Origin of the sequence: Nocardioides sp. GXQ0305 (genome assembly GCF_050880345.1) — a bacterium.
In the GTDB taxonomy this organism is placed as follows: domain Bacteria; phylum Actinomycetota; class Actinomycetes; order Propionibacteriales; family Nocardioidaceae; genus Nocardioides.
In genome coordinates, this window is record NZ_JBNYXG010000002.1 from 1 (window position 1) to 18,194 (window position 18,194).

An 18,194-nucleotide genomic window follows, 5' to 3' on the forward strand; every position below is an offset into this window, starting at 1 on the left:
ACCCCGGACGCGGTGTCCGGAAGCTCGACGGGAGCGGTGGTGGTCATGGACCCATTCAAGCCGCCACCACTGACACTTCGGGGGTCAGAATTGTCCTCTCCACAGGGCATACTGCTGAGCCTCGGGACAGCACCTCGGCGTGGCGGGATCCAGGGGAGGGATCGGCGATGGCACGAACAGGGCGGTGGATGGGGCGCGGAGTCGCGGCGGTGGTCGCGCTGGTCGTGGGGCTGGCGCTCGCCGCACCACCGGCATCGGCGGCCCCGGGAAAGGGTGCGCCACCACGTGCACTCACGGTCGCGACGTACAACGTCTACCTGGGCGCCGACCTCACGCCCCTGTTCACGGCGCAGGACCAGCAGCAGTTCGTCGCGGCGGCCGGCGCCGTCTACGCGCAGATGGAGCACACCGACTTCCCGCGCCGCGCGGAGGCCATCGCCGACCAGCTCGCTGCCCGCGGGCCCGACATCGTCGGCCTCCAGGAGGTCGCCGTGTGGAGCAAGGGGCCGCTGGGTGGGCCCCTCGAGACGACGTACGACTTCCTGCCGATCCTGCTCGACGCCCTGGCCGCCCGAGGCCTCCACTACGAGGCGGTGGCCACGAACGCGAACTTCGGCACGACCCAGCCGGTCCCGATCAGCCAGACCGAGCAGGCGTCGTTCCTGGACCGCGACGTCATCCTCGCGCGGTCCGACGTGGTGCCGCGGGTCAAGGTCTCCCACGCGACGTCCGCCCTGTTCCAGGCGACCCTGACCCTGCCGTCGGCGATCGGGCCGATCGCCGTCCCCCGTGGTTGGTCGAGCGTCGACGTCAAGGTCCGGGGCACGCGCGTCCGCCTCGCCAACACGCACCTGGAGGCGTTCGGCGGTCGGGTCGTCCGCGAGCTCCAGGGCCGCGAGCTGATCGCCGCCCTCGCCGACTCGCCGTACCCCGTGGTCGTGCTGGGCGACCTCAACACCTGCCCCCAGGACACCGACCCCTGCACCCTCGACAGCACCTACGAGGACTTCCGCGACGCCGGGTACGTCGACGCGTGGGCCGAGCGGCACGACATCACCGGGGGCTGGACCTCCGGGCAGAGCGCCTCCCTCGACGACCCCGACGAGATCACCCACCGGATCGACTACGTGCTCCACCGTGGGGCGGGAGTGCGCGCGTCCGAGGTGGAGGTCATCGGCGAGGAGGAGGACGACCGTACGGGAGGGACCCCCGACCTGTGGCCCTCCGACCACGCGGGCGTCGTCGCCGAGCTGCGGCTCCCGCGGCCCGCCCGGGGCCCTCGGGGCTGACGACCGGGCACCCTCCGGGGGTGTCCTAGGGTGGACTGCCAGGTCGTCCACCCCGAGGAGCCACCCGCATGCCCCAGGCCGTCATCGTGTCCGCTGCCCGCTCACCGATCGGGCGGGCGAACAAGGGTTCGCTGAAGGACCTGCGGCCCGACGACCTCGCCGCGACCATCGTCGGGGCGGCCCTCGACCAGGTGCCCGCCCTCGATCGCTCGACGGTCGACGACGTCTACCTCGGATGCGGGCTCCCCGGGGGTGAGCAGGGCTTCAACATGGCGCGGGTCGTGAACGTCCTCAACGGCATGGACGACGTACCCGGGGCCACGATCACCCGCTACTGCGCCTCGTCGGTGCAGACCACGCGGATGGCGTTCCACGCCATCAAGGCCGGCGAGGGTGACGTCTTCGTCTCGGCGGGCGTGGAGATGGTGTCGCGGTTCGCCCACGGCACCTCGGACCACTGGCCGGACACCCGGAACCCCGAGTTCGCGGACGCGATGGCGCGCACGGAGAAGACCGCGCAGGGGGGTCAGGACTGGCACGACCCTCGCGAGGACGGCGCGGTTCCCGACGTGTACATCGCGATGGGGCAGACCGCCGAGAACGTCGCCCGGCTCCGCGGTCTCACCCGGCAGGAGCTCGACGAGTTCGGCGTCCGCAGCCAGAACCTCGCCGAGAAGGCGATCGCGGACGGCTTCTGGGCGCGCGAGATCACGCCCGTGACCACCCCCGACGGCGTCCAGGTGACCGCCGACGACGGTCCCCGCCCCGGTGTCACGATCGAGGGCGCCTCCCAGCTCGACCCCGTCTTCCGCCCCGACGGGGTCGTCACGGCGGCCAACTGCTGCCCGCTCAACGACGGCGCGGCCGCGGTCGTCATCATGTCCGACACCAGGGCCGCGGAGCTGGGCCTGACCCCGCTGGCCCGCATCGTGTCCACCGGGGTCAGCGGCCTCTCCCCCGAGATCATGGGCCTGGGCCCGGTCGAGGCGACTCGGCGGGCGCTCGCGCATGCCGGGATGTCGATCGGCGACATCGACCTGGTCGAGATCAACGAGGCCTTCGCCGCCCAGGTGGTCCCGTCCTACCAGGACCTCGGCATCGACCTGGACCGGCTCAACGTCAACGGCGGCGCCATCGCCGTCGGCCACCCGTTCGGCATGACCGGCGCGCGGCTGCAGAACACCATGCTCAACAGCCTGGACTGGCACGACAAGTCGACCGGCCTGATCACGATGTGCGTCGGCGGTGGCCAGGGGATGGCGCTGGTCCTCGAGCGGCTGTGACCGAGCCGGCCGCGCTCACCGCACGGTGTCGACACGCCGGATCCGGGTGAGGACGGTCGTCCGGCGATAGGGTGCGCGCCATGGACGACACGGGGGTCCGGTGGCTCGACGCTGAGGAGCAGCAGCACTGGCGAGCACTGGTGCTCGGGACGACCCTGCTGTTCGACCGGCTCGACAGCGACCTCCACCGACGCCACGGGATCTCGCTCGCCGAGTACGAGATCCTGGTCCGGCTCTCCGAGACCGACGGGTGGCGGCTGCGGATGGCGCAGCTCGCCGACTCGGTGCGCCACAGTCGCAGCCGGGTCACGCACACGGTCAAACGGCTCGAGGCGGCCGGCCTGGTGAAGCGGGACCGGTCACCCGACGACGGCCGCGGCGTCGACTGCACCATGACCGAGGAGGGCATGCGGCTCCTGGAGACGATGGCGCCCACCCACGTGACCGGGGTGCGCGAGCACCTCGTCGACCTGACGTCGGCCGAGGACTTCCGGACGGTGGGCCGGGTGATGAACCTCGTCTCGGACCACCTCATCGCCGGGCACCCCGAGATGGAGATCCGCGAGGGCGAGCCGGACGGCGGGGACACCTCCGGCTGAGCCCTCGCGGGACTCGGTCAGTCGCGGGTGAGCCGACGGTGGGTGACCCGGTGGGGCCGGGCCGCCTCGGCACCCAGCCGCTCCACCTTGTTCTCCTCGTACGCCGCGAAGTTGCCCTCGAACCAGAACCACTTGGCCGGGTCCTCGTCGTCGCCCTCCCACGCCAGGATGTGGGTGGCGATGCGGTCGAGGAACCACCGGTCGTGGGAGGTGACCACGGCACAACCCGGGAAGTCGAGCAGGGCGTCCTCGAGCGACGACAGGGTCTCGACGTCGAGGTCGTTGGTCGGCTCGTCGAGCAGCAGCAGGTTGCCGCCCATCTTGAGTGTCAGCGCCAGGTTGAGCCGGTTGCGCTCGCCGCCGGAGAGGACGCCGGCCTTCTTCTGCTGGTCGGGGCCCTTGAAGCCGAAAGACGCCACGTAGGCACGGGAGTTCATCTCGAAGTTCGCGACCTTGATGAAGTCGAGGCCGTCGGAGACGACCTCCCAGACGTTCTTCTGGCCGTCGATGCCGCCGCGGCTCTGGTCGACGTAGGACACCTTGACGGTCTGGCCGACCGAGAGGTCACCGGCGTCGGGCTGCTCCTGGCCGGTGATCATCCGGAACAGCGTGGTCTTGCCGACGCCGTTCGGGCCGATGACGCCGACGATGCCGGCGCGGGGCAGCGTGAAGGACAGGTCGTGCATGAGCGGCCGGTTGTCGAAGCCCTTGGTGAGCCCCTTGGCCTCCAGCACCACGTCGCCGAGCCGGGGGCCGGCCGGGATGTTGATCTCGGAGGTGTCGATCTTGCGCATCCGGTCGGCCTCGGCCGCCATCTCCTCGTAGCGGGCCAGACGCGACTTGCTCTTGGCCTGGCGCGCCTTCGGGTTGGAGCGCACCCACTCCAGCTCCTTCTCGAGCATCCGGGCACGCTTGACGTCCTTCTGCCCCTCGATCTTGAGGCGCTCCTTCTTGGTCTCGAGGTAGGTCGAGTAGTTGCCCTCGTAGGGGTGGGTCTTGCCGCGGTCGAGCTCGAGGATCCACTGCGCGACGTTGTCGAGGAAGTAGCGGTCGTGGGTGACGGCCAGGACACAGCCGGGGTAGTTGGCCAGGTGGCCCTCCAGCCACTGCACCGACTCGGCGTCGAGGTGGTTGGTGGGCTCGTCGAGCAGCAGCAGGTCGGGCTGCTGGAGCAGCAGCTTGCACAGCGCCACGCGGCGCCGTTCGCCACCGGAGAGGTTGTCGACGAGGGCCTCTGGCGGCGGGCACCGCAGGGCGTCCATCGCCTGGTCGAGCCGGCTGTCGAGGTCCCACGCGCCGGCGTGGTCGAGGTCGGTCTGCAGGTCGCCCATCTCGGCGAGCAGCGTGTCGTAGTCGGCATCGGGGTCGCCGAGCGCCTCGGAGATCTCGTTGAACCGGTCGAGCTTGCGCTTGATCTCGCCGACCGCCTCCTCGACGTTCTCCTGCACCGTCCGGCCCTCGGTGAGCGGCGGCTCCTGCTGCAGCATCCCGACGGTCGCCTCGGGGTCGATGATCGCGTCGCCGTTGTTGGGCTGGTCGAGCCCGGCCATGATCTTCAGCAGCGAGGACTTGCCCGTGCCGTTGGGGCCGACGACACCGATCTTGGCGCCGTGCAGGAACGACAGCGTGACGTTGTCGAGGACCACCTTGTCGCCGTGGGCCTTCCGCACGTTGCGCAGGGTGAAGACGTAGTCAGCCATGTTCATGGAGCCTACGGGGCGTGTCGGCCCGGCTCCCAATCCGGTGCGACGGGTGCCGGCGCCCGGTCAGGCCACCCGGTCCCGCGGCTCCGGGGAGTCGGCGGCGGACTCTCCGGCCGTCCGGCCGCCGTTGCGGGTGAAGGCGCTCGTGCCGCGGTTGAGGTCGTGACCGACGAAGCTCGCGTCGACCTCGAGCGAGGTCATCTCGACCCTCTCCTGGTTGACCCAGCTGGACTGTGTCAGCCGCCCGTGGACCACCACCGGGTCACCGCGGCGCAGCGAGGCCGCGCAGTGGTCGCCGAGGGCGCGCCAGGCGCTCACGGAGTACCACTGCGTCGGTCCGTCGTGCCACTCCCCCGTCGACCGGTTGAACCTCCGGGGCGTGCTGGCGACGCGGAACCGGGCGACCACCACGCCGCCGGCCTGCTGGATGCGGACGTCACCACCGAGCCACCCCTGGAAGGTGACCATGGACTCGTTCATCGGGTGTCTCCTCTGTGTTGTCGGGCGACCGGGTGGCCGCGCACGCCCAGACTGCGAGGAGCCGACGACAGCGAGCACCGCGCCGGACGAGGGCTGTGGAAGGCCGACCCACCGAGCCCGGCTGTGGACAGCAGGTGGCGCGTCGGGCGCCGACGCTGCTCAGCCGAGCGCCTTCTCCAGGCCGGCGCGCACCTCGGCGTACGACGCGAGGACGGACTGGACCGGCTGCACCACCAGCTCGTCGGAGACCTCGCCGATCGCGCGGCGCAGCCGTTGGTCGGCGGTGCGGGCCCGGCGGCGCGCGGTCACCGACACGAGCACCCGGCACACCAGCGCCAGCAGGACCCCCAGCAGCACCCCACCGAGCAGCAGCAGGGTGGGCAGCGGGGACCCGCGCCACGCAGGTGTCGACGGCTCCGGCAGCTGCAGGTAGCCCATCACGGCCAGCACGGCGAGCCACACGCCGCCACCGATGGCGGCGAGGATCAGCAGCCACTGGAGCAGGCGCACCGCCCCCGCCCACCACGGGATCCGGGCCGCACCGAGGTCGGTCCCGCCGAGGGCCGCGTCGAGCCGGTCGCCGAGCTCCTCCAGCTGCGACGTCGAGGCCCGTCGTACGGCGGCCGCCCACGGCCGGGCCATCCCCGCCGACGCGTCATCGGCCAGGGCCCGCACCTCGGTGTCGACGCGGGCGCGCTGCACCTGGCTGGCCTCCGGCACCGAGGTGCGGGCCGCGCCGGTGAGCTGCTTGCCCTCCGACCCCAGGTCCAGGTGGAGCCGCTTGAGCGGGTCGGGCCGGAGCCGGGACAGCCACGCAGTGACGGGCCAGCCGGTGGCCCGGTTGGCCCGGATCCGGGTCGACTGCTCGACGGCGTCGACCACCGTGGGCACCCCGGCGGCCTCGGCGACCGCGTCGTCGAGCGCGGCCACGCGCTCCTTCGAGAGCCGGTCGACCCGGGCTCGGCCGGTGGCCTCGTCGATCCGCTCGGCGGCCGCCCGCAGGTCGGCCGCAAGCCTGGTCCGGGTGACCTTCTTCGTCGCCACCCGTCGGGCGATCTCGCCGCGGAGCTCGGCGATGCCGGTGCCCTCGCGCGCGCTGATGCCGAGAACGGGCACGTCGGCGAGCCCGTCGTCGTCGAGCAGCCGGCGGATGTCGGCGAGCATCGCGTCGCGGCGTGACTCGGGCACCGTGTCGAGGTGGTTGAGCACGACCAGCACCACCTCCCGGTGGCTGGCCATCGGCGCGAGGTAGCGGTCGTGGACCGCCGCGTCGGCGTACTTCTGCGGGTCGAGGATCCACACCATCAGGTCGGCGAGGGCGACCAGCCGGTCGACCTCGAGGTGGTGGGACACCTCGGTCGAGTCGTGGTCGGGGAGGTCGAGCAGGACCACGCCGTCGAGCGGCCGGTCCTCGCGACCGGTGTCGAGCATCGAGTCGCGCACGGTGCGGTGCCGCTGCGGGATGCCGAGCCAGTCGAGGAGCTCGTCGGCGCCCTCGTCGCCCCAGACGCAGGCGGTGGTCCAGGAGGTGGTGGGGCGGCGGACACCGACCGCGGCGAGGTCGAGGCCGTTGAGGGCGTTGAAGGTCGACGACTTGCCGGAGCCGGTCGCCCCGGCGAGGGCCACGACGGTGTGGTCGGCCGAGAGCCGCAGCCGGCCGGAGGCGCGCTCGACGACGGCGGCGGCCTCGTCGACCAGGGCGTCGTCGAGGTGCCCGCGAGCCGCGGTGGTGGCAGCGTCGAGCCCCTCGATGCGGCGGCCGATGTCGGTGCCCCGGGTGACCAGCCTCCTGGCCCCCTCCAGCAAGGACGTCATGGTCTCCCTCGGTGATCCCCGTCGTTGGAGGGCAAGCCTATTGGTCAGGGTCGCCGGATCCCGAACCCGCTGCCGCGAACCGCAGGTCGTCGACGCGACGGGCCGCGCCGCGGAGCCGGTCGGGGGCGGCCGGGTCGACCGCGACGGAGTCGAGGAGGTCGGTGAAACGCCGCCGCTCCGCATCGAGCAGGGTGCGGGTCCGGGCCTCCAGGTCACGCCGCGCCCGCTCCGCGAGGGTGCGGACGGCCTGGTCGCCGAACACCGCCTCCAGCAGCTTCTGCGCCAGGATCGCCGCACCACCGGCGACGCCGGCCTCGGCGCCGGCGAGCATCCCGCCGGTGTGGGCGAACACCACGATCATCACGGCCACGCCGAGCCCGTTGACGCCGTACGCCAGGAAACGGGCGGTGCCGCGCTTGTCGGCTCCCTCGGAGCGGACCATCGCCAGCACGTCCTGCTGCCAGTCGCGCACGGTCCGCTCGGCCCGGCGCCGGAAGTCGCGGGAGGCGCGGCCGAGGTCCTCGCCGGCGTCGGCGAGGAGCGCCTGTCCGGCGGCGAGCCCCTGCCACGACGCCTCGGCCCGCTCGGCGGCCGCCTCGGCGTGCTCCAGCAGCAGCGTCTCCAACCCCGACTCGACCGCCACGGTCACCCGCTCGGCCTGCTGCGGACGACCGCGGACGGCGTTGACCACCCGGTCGCGGATCCGCCCGACCCGGTTCTCCAGCGACTTCAGCAGCTCGCCGGTACCGACGAACTCCTGCCACCGGGCCAGCACCTCGCCCCGCAGCAGCGTCCCGTCGGCGCTGGCGTGGTCGACCTGCTCGATCGCGCTGTCGTACGCCGTGTCGACGCCGTCACGCAGCCGTTGCCAGGTCGCGGCCTGCTCGCCGGCCGCGTCGGCCACGCCGTGGGTACGGCGGGCGAGCGTCCGGACGGCGCCCTCGAGGGTCTGCCGGACGACCATCCCCCGCGCCTCGGCGTCGGCGGCCAGCGACTCGAGCCAGCCCCTGATGTCGGCGACCGCCTCGGCGGGGAGCAGCCCGTCCTCGCTCACCGCTCCCTCGGTGACGACGAACAGCGGCGAGTCCTTGAGGCCACGGCTGGCGAGCATCCGCGCCAGGTGGCTGGAGACGGTGTCGATCGCCTCGGGCGGGGTGCGGTCGAGGACCACGGCGACCGCGGCCGAGCGGTCGGCGGCCTGGCGCAGGAAGCCCCACGGCACCTGGTCGGCGTACCGCGCCGCCGAGGTGACGAACAGCCAGAGGTCGGCCGCGGCCAGCAGCTGCGCGGCGAGGGTCCGGTTCTGCTCCTCGACGGAGTCGATGTCGGGGGCGTCGAGGATGGCGAGCCCGGACGGGACGTCCTCGACCGGCACCAGCTGCAGGGCGCCGGGGTCGGTGGTGGGCCGGTCGACCCGTTCGAGCTCGTGGAGCAGCCGGGCCTGGCCGAACCACTCGGCGTCGTCGGGGTGGTGGACCAGGACCGGCGACCGGGTCGTCGGCCGGAGGACGCCGTGCTCGGTCACCCGGCGTCCGGCGAGCGAGTTGACCAGCGTGGACTTGCCGGCTCCGGTCGAGCCACCGACCACGGTGAGCAGTGGCGCCTCGAGGGTCATCAGCCGCGGGATCACGTAGTCCTCGAGCTGGTCGACCATCTCGGCCCGGGACGTCCGCTCCTCGGCGACGCCGGGGAGCTCGAGCGGCAGCGGGGTGTCCTGGAGCGCCTGGCGCAGCTGCACCAGGGCGGTCACCATCTGGGGGGAAGCGGTGTTCTCGGTCATTTCCGGGGTCCCTGTTCGAAACGGAACGAAGTGAGTATTCGAATGGGGTGGATCATCTGCTGGGGACCACCTGTCCGGGGAAGACCACGAACGGCCGCACGGCCGCGATCCGCTGCACGTAGAGCTGGCCCCGCTCGGCGAAGTCGGGTGGCGGCGTGCCGCGCAGGTAGCGGTGGTGGAGGAACCCGAGCTCGATCGCGGCCTGCTGGTAGTCCCGCATCGCGGCCTGGGCCGGGGGCCCGCCGAGCTCCAGCGCGTGGGCACGACTGGTACGCCGGGCCTGCAGGCTCACCAGCCAGCCGATGTCGGTGGCCGGGATCAGCCCGCGCTCGGCGGCGTCGGTGAGCGAGGCGACGAGCATCCGCTGCTCGGAGCGCCGGGCCCACACCGCGAGCGCGACCATGCCGACGAAGACGGGGGCCATGAGGGCGAGGTAGGTGCCGACGAATCCGCTGAACCCGGAGAGCGTCGACGCGTTCCAGATCGCGTGCGCGACCACCGCGACGGCGTACCCGGCAAGGGGGGCGACGACACGGACGGCGCGGCTGCGGCTGTTGACCGCGATCCCGACGCCGATGCCGGTGAACGTGGTGAAGAGGGGGTGCGCGAACGGGCTGACCAGGCAGCGGACCACGAACACCGACGTGAGCGCGCCGGGGCCGCCGGCCATCCCGTCGCTGCCGTTGTAGGCGGCCGCCAGGTAGAGGATGTTCTCGATGAAGGCGAAACCGATGCCGACCATGCCGGCGTAGACGATGCCGTCGAGGATCCCGTCGAGCTCGTTGCGGCGCCACCACAGCAGCAGCACCAGGAACAACCCCTTGGTGAACTCCTCGGTCACCGGCGCCACCAGCGCGAGCGACTCCTCCTCGGTGAACCCGATCACCCAGCCACCGAGTCCCTGGACGAGGAGGGCGCCGGCCGTCGCCACGAAACCGCCCCACAGCAGGCCGAGGGCGAGCAGCCACCGCGGCTCGGGCTCGTAGCGGTCGAGCCACAGGTAGCAGGCCACCAGCGGACCCACCGGCAGCGCCGCCAGGACCGTCGCGAGGAGCAGCGAGGAAGGTGCCCCCGACAGGGCCAGCAGGACCAGCACAGGGAGGGCACCGAGGCACACCAGCGCGGTGACGACGACGGTGAACGCGACGTTCCCCCGAGCTGGTCTCTGCATGGCGGGCAGCCTACTTGGGCGGGTTCGCGGGCCTGTGCGGTCGGCGTAGAGTGACGCGCGTGAGCGACGCAGACCAGAACGACGGCCAGCCCCGCACCGAGTCCCACGACCCCAAGGTCCCCGAGGCCTGGCAGAAGTTCATGCGGACCGGCTGGGGCGATCGCGACCTCGACCTGCCACGGCACCCCGTGGCCGACCTCGCCGCCCAGCGTCGCGCCCGGCTGGCCGCGAACTTCCCCGGCGAGCGGCTGGTGCTGCCCGCCGGCACGTTCAAGGTGCGGTCCAACGACACCGACTACCGGTTCCGCTCCGACACCGCCCACACCTACTACTCCGGCAACCAGACCAGCGACGCCGTCCTGGTCGTCGACTCCGACTCCACCGGTGCCGGCGAGTCCGTCCTCTACGCGCGACCTCGCTCGGCGCGCGACACCGACGAGTTCTTCCGGGACCGGCAGTACGGCGAGCTCTGGGCCGGCCGCCGGCCGTCCACCCACGAGCTCTCCACCTCGCTCGGCCTCGAGGTGCGCCACATCGACGACCTGCCCGACCTGGCGGGGGCCAAGACCCGTGACCTGACCACCGACGCCGAGCTGGCGCGGGTCGCGTCCGAGATGCGGCTGGTCAAGGACGAGTGGGAGATCGAGCAGCTGCAGGAGGCGTGCGACATCACGGCGCTCGGCTTCGAGGACTCGGTCCGCGAGTGGGACCGGGTCCTGGAGTACGGCGAGCGCTGGATCGAGGGCACCTTCTTCCGCCGGGCCCGGGCCATGGGCAACGACATCGGCTACGACTCGATCGTCGGCGGCGGCAAGCACGCCACGACGCTGCACTGGATCGACAACACCGGCCCGATCACCCCGGGCGAGCTGGTGCTGCTCGACATGGGCGTCGAGAACCGGAGCCTCTACACCGCCGACGTGACCCGGACGCTGCCCGTCGACGGCACGTTCACCCCGCTGCAGCGCGAGCTCTACGACCTGGTCCTCGCCGCCCAGGAGGCCGGCATCCAGGCGGTCCGCCCCGGCGTACCGTTCCTCGCCGCCCACGACGCCGCGATGGAGGTGCTGGCCCACGGGCTCGAGGGGATGGGCCTGCTGCCCGTGCCGGCCGCGGAGGCGCTCGACCCCGACAACAAGGTCTACGCGCGGTGGACCCTCCACGGCACCAGCCACATGCTGGGGCTCGACGTCCACGACTGCGGCCGGGCCTCCGACGACGCCTACCGCAACGGCACCCTCGACGAGGGCTACGTCCTCACCGTCGAGCCGGGGTTGTACTTCCAGGAGGACGACCTGCTGGTCCCCGAGGAGCTGCGCGGCATCGGGATCCGGATCGAGGACGACATCCTGGTCACCGCCGAGGGCCACCGGAACCTGTCCGCGTCCCTCCCCCGCACCTCGACCGACGTCGAGGAGTGGATGGGCGCGCTCCGCGGCTGACCACCCGATCTGACCCAGATCGGATGCCGCGCACGCAGGTAGCGTGCCTGGGCATGCAATCGGGGGGATCGAGGTGAGGGTGACCCGGCCGGAGGCCGGGGCCGGCCCGTCCACCACCCGGACCCTGGTCCTGGTCTCGATGACGGCGGCCAACGCCATGGTCCTGGTGGACCAGACCGCGGTCCCCCTCGCGCTGCCGAGCATCATGAGCGAGTTCGGGGTCGGTTCCCAGCCGGTGCAGTGGGTGCTGAACGCCAGCCTGCTCCCGCTCGCGGGTCTGCTCGTCCTCGGTGGGCGGCTCGCCGACCTCTTCGGCCGCCGACGGGTGTTCGTCGTGGGCTCCACCATCTTCGCGATCTCGTCCGCCCTGGCCGGGCTCGCGCCCGACTTCGAGATCCTGCTCACGTTCCGGGTGTTCCAGGGAGTGGGGGGCGCGCTGATGCTGCCCACGACGATCGCCATCATCAGCGCGGCGTTCCCGGGCGCCGAGCGAGGCCGCGCGCTCGGCACGATGGGCGGCGCGGCCGCCGTCGCGGGTGCTCTCGGGCCGACCGTGGGCGGCGCCCTCACTTCCACCCTCGGCTGGCGGTTCGTGCTGCTGGTCAACGTGCCGCTGGCCGTGGCCGCGGTGATCATCGCGATGCGGGCGGTCGCTCCCGACTCCCGTCGGACGGACTCCCGCAGCATCGACCTCGCCGGGACCGTCCTGCTGTCGGTTGCCCTGGCCGGGCTGATCTTCGCCGTCGCCCAGTCCCAGACGTGGGGCTGGGGATCACCCGGCGTGCTCGTACCGCTGCTGGGCAGCGTGCTGGCAGCGGTCTTGTTCGTGTGGCTCGAGCGCCGCACCGAGAACCCCCTCATGGACTTCGCGCTGCTCCGTCGGTATCCGAACTACCGCGGGGCGGTGATCAGCCAGGGAGTGGGTGGCATGGCGGAGATGGGTCTGGGGATCATCTTCCCCCTCGTCCTCATCCTCAACCTCGGCATGGATCCCGGGTTGGCCGGGCTCGCCCTGATTCCCGCCACCGTGCCGATGGTCGTCGTCGCGCCGTTGGCCGGGCGCTGGTACGACAAGGTAGGTGGCAGGGTGCCACTTGTCAGCGGCTTCGGTGTGCTCGCCCTGTCCGGTCTGCTCCTCGCGGCCGGAGTGCTGACCACCAACTACTGGCTGTTGCTGCCCGGGCTGCTGGTCTACGGAACCGGCCTCGCCCTTGTCCTGACGGTCAATGACCCGGTGAGCCTGGACACCGTGCCGGCCACCGAGCACGGCCAGGCATCCGGGGTGTCGGCCACCGCCGAGCAGTTCGGCGGCGCCCTCGGGATCGCGGTCCTCTACACGGTGTTCCACGCCACCTACGTGAACCGCCTGCACGCCGACATCGACGCCAGTCCGATCGCCGATGCCAGCACCGCTCAGCTGGAACGTCTGCGGGCGGACATCATCGCGGCCGAGCAGACCGGGCTGCATCCCGACAGCTTCGACCCCGAGGTGAGCATGTACCTCGTCTCCGCACTCGAGGCCTCGGAGTTCGGCTACGCCGTCACCTTCGTCTTCGTGAGCGTGCTCGCGGTCGCGGCAGCCGTTGTGGTCGGCCGCCTGGTCCGGCCCGTGACGACTCAGGACGCCGCGGGACCGCGGCAGGCCGACGTTCCCGGAGGCTGACCCGCCTCGCGGGGCCGTCGTACGCCACAATGGCGCGGCCGGCCCCCGTAGCTCAGCTGGACAGAGCAGCGGCCTTCTAATCCGCGGGTCCCAGGTTCGAATCCTGGCGGGGGCGCTTCAGGGTGTGCTTCAGGGGGCGCTTCAGGCGTACGCCGTCACACGACCGGGGCGGCGAGCTCGCGGACGCCGGCGGTCTCGACGGCGAGGCCGTGCTGGACGCCCCAGCTGACCGCCTGGGCGCGACGCAGAACCCCGATCTTGCGGTAGGCGGTACGGACGTAGGTCTTGACCGAGTTGATGCTGATGAAGATCTCGTCGGCGATCTCCTGGTTGGTGAGGCCCCGGGTGATCAGGGTCAGCACCTCCAGCTCGCGGGGCGTGAGCCCGACGTCGAGGAGTCCGGGGTGGCACCGGCCGTCGAGCGGCAGGACCGCGGAGCGGTCGCGCCCCCGGTGAATGGTCTCGACACCGTTCACGATCTGCTCGCCGGTCATGGTCTTCGAGAGCCGGCCGTGGGCGCCGCAGGACAGCGCCCAGTCGACCTGCGGCGCGTCGGGCCCCCAGCCGAGGACGATCACGGTCGCCGGCTGGTCGCGCAGCAGCAGGTGCAGCTCGGCGTCATGGCCGGGGCGCTGCTCACGGACGCCGTAGAGGATCACGTCGACGGGTTGCTGCTGGGTGGGGTCGACGAGCCGGATCCGGTCGTCGAAGCGGCCGAGCACGGCGGACACTCCGGCGACGTCGATCTCGTGCTCGTCGAGGATGGCAGTTCTGACAGGATGCACGGCCCGAACCTACGACACCCTGAGACCATCCTTTCGGGTGAAATCGGCGGACTGCGTCGTCCACCATCCGGGAACGCGCAGGTCAGAAGGGGTTCAGGGGCGTTCGTCGTACCACCAGGCGAGCGCGTTGAGTGCCGCCCAGCCCAGCGTGACGCCGGCCACCTTACGGCGTACGGCGGGGTCGGACGCCGTCGCGGTGAGGACCGCGCAGTCACCCAGGTCGCCGGCGATCCGCAGTGCGCACGCCGCCCGGGCGAGGGCCGGATCGGAGGAGAGCAGCAGGGCCGAGGTGGACAGGTCACGCACCCCGTAGGTGCGGGCCAGCGCATCCAGCCACGCGGCCTGCCGGGGCGGTGCGTCGAGGGCCCGCGCGAGGTGCCCGGGCCGGACCAGCGCGTAGACGGCGTACCCGCTCGTCGCGAGCGCCATCAGCCTGCTGAGCGGTCGCCGCCTCACCGCTTGCTCAACCCGTCCGCCTTGTGCGCGGCGCGGGCGCCGGTCTTGTCCGACTCCACGATGAACGCCGGCTCGGCCTCGCTCGCGCGGAACTGCTGCCCCTCGAACTGGAAGTCGGAGGTCCGGCGCTCCACGATCGTGCCGGTCGTCTCACCCTGCGGCGTGTTCCACGCGACGTCGTCGCCCTTCCGCAATCCCATCAGCCCTCCTGCGTGGTCGGGCCCTCACCCAAGCAAGGCAGGCCGACCGACCACCACACCCTTTGAGAGGGTCGGCCGGGCCGCCGCACACGGTTGGCAGCGACGTCGTGTCGCCCTAGACTCGGGCGCGTTCGCACGCGTCCCGGACCCCGACGCGACGAGCGTCGAGAGGGTCCACCGTCGCGCTCCGCCGGTCACCCGGAACGCCCGGCCGGACCGCTCTCATGAGTCGTCGATCTCGTCCACCCACGCCAACGGGGTTCTCGACGTCCAGGGCAGGAACGAGGGGAATCGCTGGGCCACCTGCCCTGGGCGCCGGGTCCGGTGGCACCTCGAAGTGCCTGCTGCGACTGTACGCCCGAGGCACGGGTGCGACCAGAGCCGAGCCGACCTCGTCTGCCGGCGGTCAGGCGTCGACGCCGACCCTGCGGGCGCGCTGCGGCCGGAAGCCGTGGTCGATGCCCCAGCTGACCGCCTGGGAGCGACGCGAGACACCGATCTTGCGGTACGCCGTCCGGACGTAGGTCTTGACCGAGTTGATGCTGATGTAGGCCTTGTCCGCGATCTCCTGGTTGGTGAGACCCTGGGTGATCAGGGCGAGCACCTCCGACTCGCGCTGGGTCAGCCCGAGCTCCCGGCCCGGCCACGCCCCGCTCTCGCCGCCCTCGCCCTCCAGGGGCAACATCTCGGTGACGATTTCACCCCGGTGGATCGCCTCCAGGCCGGCGACGATCTCCTCGGCCGTCAACGCCTTGGACAGGTAGCCCCGGACGCCGCGGGCGAGCGCACGCTCGACGAGCTCGGGCTGCACGTTCCAGCTGAACACCGCGACCTTCGCGCTGCTGCCGTGGAGCAGGTCGTCGAGGTCGAACCCGTCGCCCTGGACCTGGCCGAAGGTGTCGTAGAGCACAACGTCGACGTCGCTGGCGACCTGCATGTTGGCGCTCAGCTCGACCACCCGCACCCGGTCGCCGTAGCGCGCGAGGAGGGAAGCGACGCCGGCCACCACGATCTCGTAGTCGTTGGCGATGGCGATCCGCACGGGCTGCATGGACCGAAAATACGCCACCGGGCACAGCGGCGCGACACGCCCGGGAAATCCCCGGGCTCACCTGCGGAGACGGCTACACATGGGGTGGCCCCGCGATGTATGAGCTCGCGGGGCCCGTACTTTCGTCGGCCACCGCGCGCCCCCGGTCAGCGCGCGTCGTACGCCGCCGTCCAGGCGTCGATCTCGGCCGTCAGCGACGCCCTCACGTGCTCGGGCGCGAACGACGCCCGCACCGCCTGGCGTGCGAGCTCGGCGACCCCCTCCGAGTCGAGGCCGAGCAGGTCGGCGGCCACCTCGTACTCGCGCACCAGCGTGGTGCCGAACATCGGAGGATCGTCGGAGCTGATGGTCACCGGGACGCCGGCGGCGACGAGGTCAGCGAGCGGATGGTCCTCGAGCCGCTCGACCGCGCGGGTCGCCACGTTCGACGACGGGCAGACCTCGAGGGTGATGCCCTCGGCAGCGAGGTGGGCGAGCAGGTCGTCGTCCTGGGCGGCGCTGATGCCGTGGCCGATCCGCTCGGCGCCGAGCAGGCGGCACGCCTCCCACACGGTCTCCGGCCCGGTCGTCTCCCCGGCGTGGGGGACGCTGCGCAGGCCGGCCGCCCGGGCCGCGTCGAAGTGCGGCTGGAACTGCGACCTCGGGACGCCGATCTCGGGTCCGCCGAGGCCGAAGCCGACCAGGGTGTCCGGGCCGTGGTCGAGCGCGTAGGTGAGGGTCGCGTCGGCCGCGGGCAGCCCCGACTCCCCCGGGATGTCGTAGATCCACCGCAGCACCAGGCCGAGGTCGCGCTCGGCCGCCACCCGGGCGTCCTCGATGGCCTCGGTGTAGGCCTCGATCGGGATCCCCCGCAGCACCGAGGTGTACGGCGTACAGGTCAGTTCGGCGTACCGCAGGCCCTGGGTCGTCATGTCGCGCGCCACCTCGTAGGTGAGCGTCCGGACGTCGTCGGGGGTGCGGATCAGGTCGACGACCGCGAGGTAGACCTCGATGAAGTGGGCGAAGTCGCGGAAGGCGAAGAACTCCCGGAGCCGGTCGGGGTCGGACGGGACGACGCCCGGGTGCCGCTCCGCCAGCTCGGACACGATCCGCGGACCGGCCGAGCCGACGTGGTGGACGTGCAGCTCGGCCTTGGGCAGCCCGGCGATGAAGTCGGTGAGGCTCACCTGCCGGAGTGTGTCAGCGGAGGGCCCGAGAGCCCCAACCGGCGGGCCTCACCCGACCGCGTCGAGCACCGCCTGGGCCGCCTCCTGCGGGTTCTCCCCCACCTTCTCGCCGTCGATAAGGACCGTCGGGGTACCGGTGACGCCGTTCTTCGACATCTGGTCGGTGGCGTTCACGACGAACTGCTCGAAGACCCTGTCCTCGATCAGCGGCCGCACCTCGGCCTCGTCGGCGCCCGCCTCGACCGCCCATTCGACGAGCTGGTCGTCCTCGGGACCGGCGCTGCCCTCGGCGGGCTGGTTCTCGAACAGGATCCGGTGCATCTCGGCGAACGCCTCCGCGCCCGCGACGTCCTGCACGGCGTACAGCGCGTTGGCGGCGCGCGAGGAGTACTCGTTCTCGGACGCCTGGTCGAGGAACGACACGATCCGGTAGTCGACCCGGACGTCACCCGCCTCCACCGCCTGGGCGACCGGTTCGCCGACCTGCCCCTCGAAGGCTGCGCAGATCGGGCACTGCGGGTCCTCGTACACCGTGATCACGGTCGGCGCGTCGGCCTCCCCCACCGTCACGGTGTAGTCGTCGACGCCGCTGGGCGTCTGGTCGGCGGCCTCTCCCGAGGTGTCGCTCCGGTTGCCGAGCACGAGCGCCACGACGAGGACGGCGACGACGGCCACCACGACGGCCGCGATGATCCCCGTACGGCGCCGCCGTTCGCGACGCCGCTGCTCGTTGACCACCGCTGCCGCTCGCTCCGCCCGGCTCTGCGCGGCCGCCTTCTTCGACATCACGTCTCTCCTTCTCGACTCGACCGGAACAGCACCCCGTCCAGGGACCACCGCGTCGCCGGCCTCACCACCAGCCACAATGACAGGATCAGCAAGCCGACGTCGCGGGCGATCTCCCACGGGTACTCCTCGGAGGCGCCGGCCTGGTAGCCACCGCCGCCGAAGCAGCCGCAGTCGATCTCGAGCCCCCGCGCCCAGGCCGCCGCGATCCCGATCACGAACGCCACGAACAGCAGGCTCGACACCGCCGCGGCCGCCCTGGTCAGCAGCCCGAGGACGAGCAGCACCCCGACGACGACCTCGAGAGCGGGCAGCAGGTAGCCCACGGTCGGGACCACCGCCTCGGGCAGCAGCTCGTACGCGCGGACGGCGCGGACGCTGGCGGCGGGGTCCGGGAGCTTGAGGCCCCCGGCGACGATCCACACCCCGCCGGTCACCAGGCGCGCCACCAGCCCGATCCAGTCCTTCACGGGCGCGACCGTACGCATGGGTTCTGAACGGATCCTGAGGGCATCGGGGACCAGC

The 18,194-nt window shown here is 72.1% G+C and carries 17 protein-coding genes and 1 tRNA gene; 6 read left to right on the plus strand and 12 right to left on the minus strand.

The genetic code is table 11. From position 1 onward, the window contains the following. Window positions 1-188 precede the first annotated feature (188 nt). From ACQ1X7_RS04760 to ACQ1X7_RS04770, 3 genes are all read left to right on the plus strand, one after another. On the plus strand, window positions 189-1,289 hold the full coding sequence (locus ACQ1X7_RS04760; protein ID WP_432477021.1) for an endonuclease/exonuclease/phosphatase family protein: 1,101 nt from the start codon (window positions 189-191) through the stop codon (window positions 1,287-1,289). Between the two features lie 68 nt (window positions 1,290-1,357). After that, on the plus strand, window positions 1,358-2,572 hold the full coding sequence (locus ACQ1X7_RS04765) for an acetyl-CoA C-acetyltransferase (protein WP_432477022.1): 1,215 nt from the start codon (window positions 1,358-1,360) through the stop codon (window positions 2,570-2,572). A gap of 80 nt (window positions 2,573-2,652) precedes the next feature. Further along, a complete protein-coding gene (locus ACQ1X7_RS04770; RefSeq protein ID WP_432477023.1) occupies window positions 2,653-3,171 on the plus strand; it encodes a MarR family winged helix-turn-helix transcriptional regulator in 519 nt (172 codons plus the stop codon). Between the two features lie 17 nt (window positions 3,172-3,188). On the opposite strand, the gene ettA is transcribed toward ACQ1X7_RS04770, so the two are convergent. The 5 genes from ettA to ACQ1X7_RS04795 all read right to left on the minus strand — a co-directional run bounded on the left by ettA (window position 3,189) and on the right by ACQ1X7_RS04795 (window position 10,120). Further along, window positions 3,189-4,871 (minus strand): energy-dependent translational throttle protein EttA, encoded by a 1,683-nt coding sequence (ettA, locus tag ACQ1X7_RS04775; protein WP_432477024.1) that lies wholly within the window; start codon window positions 4,869-4,871, stop codon window positions 3,189-3,191. Window positions 4,872-4,937: 66 nt separating this feature from the next. After that, entirely contained in the window at window positions 4,938-5,354 is a 417-nt protein-coding gene (locus ACQ1X7_RS04780; RefSeq protein WP_432477025.1) for a single-stranded DNA-binding protein, read from the minus strand. Window positions 5,355-5,513: 159 nt separating this feature from the next. After that, complete coding sequence (locus tag ACQ1X7_RS04785) at window positions 5,514-7,169, minus strand: GTPase (protein ID WP_432477026.1); 1,656 nt, start codon at window positions 7,167-7,169, stop codon at window positions 5,514-5,516. Window positions 7,170-7,206: 37 nt separating this feature from the next. After that, complete coding sequence (locus ACQ1X7_RS04790; RefSeq protein WP_432477027.1) at window positions 7,207-8,949, minus strand: dynamin family protein; 1,743 nt, start codon at window positions 8,947-8,949, stop codon at window positions 7,207-7,209. Window positions 8,950-9,001: 52 nt separating this feature from the next. Next, entirely contained in the window at window positions 9,002-10,120 is a 1,119-nt protein-coding gene (locus ACQ1X7_RS04795) for a PrsW family intramembrane metalloprotease (protein WP_432477028.1), read from the minus strand. A 59-nt stretch (window positions 10,121-10,179) separates the two neighbouring features. Between ACQ1X7_RS04795 and ACQ1X7_RS04800 the strand changes: the two genes are divergently transcribed. The 3 genes from ACQ1X7_RS04800 (at window position 10,180) to ACQ1X7_RS04810 (ending at window position 13,340) form a co-directional block, all read left to right on the plus strand. Next, window positions 10,180-11,562: an aminopeptidase P family protein gene (locus ACQ1X7_RS04800; RefSeq protein WP_432477029.1), complete on the plus strand. Its 1,383-nt coding sequence runs from the start codon at window positions 10,180-10,182 to the stop codon at window positions 11,560-11,562. Between the two features lie 43 nt (window positions 11,563-11,605). Next, window positions 11,606-13,225 carry a DHA2 family efflux MFS transporter permease subunit gene (locus ACQ1X7_RS04805; RefSeq protein ID WP_432477030.1) on the plus strand — a complete coding sequence of 540 codons (1,620 nt, stop codon included), beginning with the start codon at window positions 11,606-11,608 and terminating at the stop codon, window positions 13,223-13,225. Between the two features lie 41 nt (window positions 13,226-13,266). Continuing rightward, a tRNA-Arg gene (locus ACQ1X7_RS04810) sits at window positions 13,267-13,340 on the plus strand. A 40-nt stretch (window positions 13,341-13,380) separates the two neighbouring features. Here the strand turns inward: ACQ1X7_RS04810 and ACQ1X7_RS04815 are convergent. From ACQ1X7_RS04815 to ACQ1X7_RS04845, 7 genes are all read right to left on the minus strand, one after another. Continuing rightward, entirely contained in the window at window positions 13,381-14,010 is a 630-nt protein-coding gene (locus ACQ1X7_RS04815; RefSeq protein ID WP_432477031.1) for a LuxR C-terminal-related transcriptional regulator, read from the minus strand. 93 nt (window positions 14,011-14,103) lie between these two features. Beyond that, window positions 14,104-14,439 (minus strand): hypothetical protein, encoded by a 336-nt coding sequence (locus ACQ1X7_RS04820; RefSeq protein ID WP_432477032.1) that lies wholly within the window; start codon window positions 14,437-14,439, stop codon window positions 14,104-14,106. A 23-nt stretch (window positions 14,440-14,462) separates the two neighbouring features. After that, window positions 14,463-14,666 (minus strand): DUF2945 domain-containing protein, encoded by a 204-nt coding sequence (locus ACQ1X7_RS04825; RefSeq protein ID WP_432477033.1) that lies wholly within the window; start codon window positions 14,664-14,666, stop codon window positions 14,463-14,465. Between the two features lie 406 nt (window positions 14,667-15,072). Next, window positions 15,073-15,717 carry a response regulator transcription factor gene (locus ACQ1X7_RS04830; protein ID WP_432477034.1) on the minus strand — a complete coding sequence of 215 codons (645 nt, stop codon included), beginning with the start codon at window positions 15,715-15,717 and terminating at the stop codon, window positions 15,073-15,075. 146 nt (window positions 15,718-15,863) lie between these two features. Continuing rightward, window positions 15,864-16,883, minus strand: coding sequence for an adenosine deaminase (locus ACQ1X7_RS04835; protein WP_432477035.1), 1,020 nt, complete (start codon window positions 16,881-16,883; stop codon window positions 15,864-15,866). Window positions 16,884-16,931: 48 nt separating this feature from the next. Continuing rightward, window positions 16,932-17,669 (minus strand): DsbA family protein, encoded by a 738-nt coding sequence (locus tag ACQ1X7_RS04840; RefSeq protein ID WP_432477036.1) that lies wholly within the window; start codon window positions 17,667-17,669, stop codon window positions 16,932-16,934. Beyond that, on the minus strand, window positions 17,669-18,139 hold the full coding sequence (locus tag ACQ1X7_RS04845; protein ID WP_432477037.1) for a MauE/DoxX family redox-associated membrane protein: 471 nt from the start codon (window positions 18,137-18,139) through the stop codon (window positions 17,669-17,671). Before ACQ1X7_RS04845 ends, ACQ1X7_RS04840 begins: the two co-directional genes overlap by 1 nt. Window positions 18,140-18,194 lie beyond the last annotated feature (55 nt).

Excerpts from the sequence above, each read along its gene's own strand:
- ACQ1X7_RS04785 (WP_432477026.1), bottom strand. The coding sequence starts at position 7,169 with ATGACGTCCTTGCTGGAGGGGGCCAGGAGGCTGGTCACCCGGGGCACC.
- ACQ1X7_RS04825 (WP_432477033.1), bottom strand. The coding sequence starts at position 14,666 with ATGGGATTGCGGAAGGGCGACGACGTCGCGTGGAACACGCCGCAGGGT.
- ACQ1X7_RS04780 (WP_432477025.1), bottom strand. The coding sequence starts at position 5,354 with ATGAACGAGTCCATGGTCACCTTCCAGGGGTGGCTCGGTGGTGACGTC.
- ACQ1X7_RS04790 (WP_432477027.1), bottom strand. The coding sequence starts at position 8,949 with ATGACCGAGAACACCGCTTCCCCCCAGATGGTGACCGCCCTGGTGCAG.
- ACQ1X7_RS04840 (WP_432477036.1), bottom strand. The coding sequence starts at position 17,669 with ATGTCGAAGAAGGCGGCCGCGCAGAGCCGGGCGGAGCGAGCGGCAGCG.
- ACQ1X7_RS04820 (WP_432477032.1), bottom strand. The coding sequence starts at position 14,439 with ATGGCGCTCGCGACGAGCGGGTACGCCGTCTACGCGCTGGTCCGGCCC.
- ACQ1X7_RS04830 (WP_432477034.1), bottom strand. The coding sequence starts at position 15,717 with ATGCAGCCCGTGCGGATCGCCATCGCCAACGACTACGAGATCGTGGTG.
- ACQ1X7_RS04795 (WP_432477028.1), bottom strand. The coding sequence starts at position 10,120 with ATGCAGAGACCAGCTCGGGGGAACGTCGCGTTCACCGTCGTCGTCACC.
- ACQ1X7_RS04770 (WP_432477023.1), top strand. The coding sequence starts at position 2,653 with ATGGACGACACGGGGGTCCGGTGGCTCGACGCTGAGGAGCAGCAGCAC.
- ettA (WP_432477024.1), bottom strand. The coding sequence starts at position 4,871 with ATGGCTGACTACGTCTTCACCCTGCGCAACGTGCGGAAGGCCCACGGC.
- ACQ1X7_RS04760 (WP_432477021.1), top strand. The coding sequence starts at position 189 with ATGGGGCGCGGAGTCGCGGCGGTGGTCGCGCTGGTCGTGGGGCTGGCG.
- ACQ1X7_RS04765 (WP_432477022.1), top strand. The coding sequence starts at position 1,358 with ATGCCCCAGGCCGTCATCGTGTCCGCTGCCCGCTCACCGATCGGGCGG.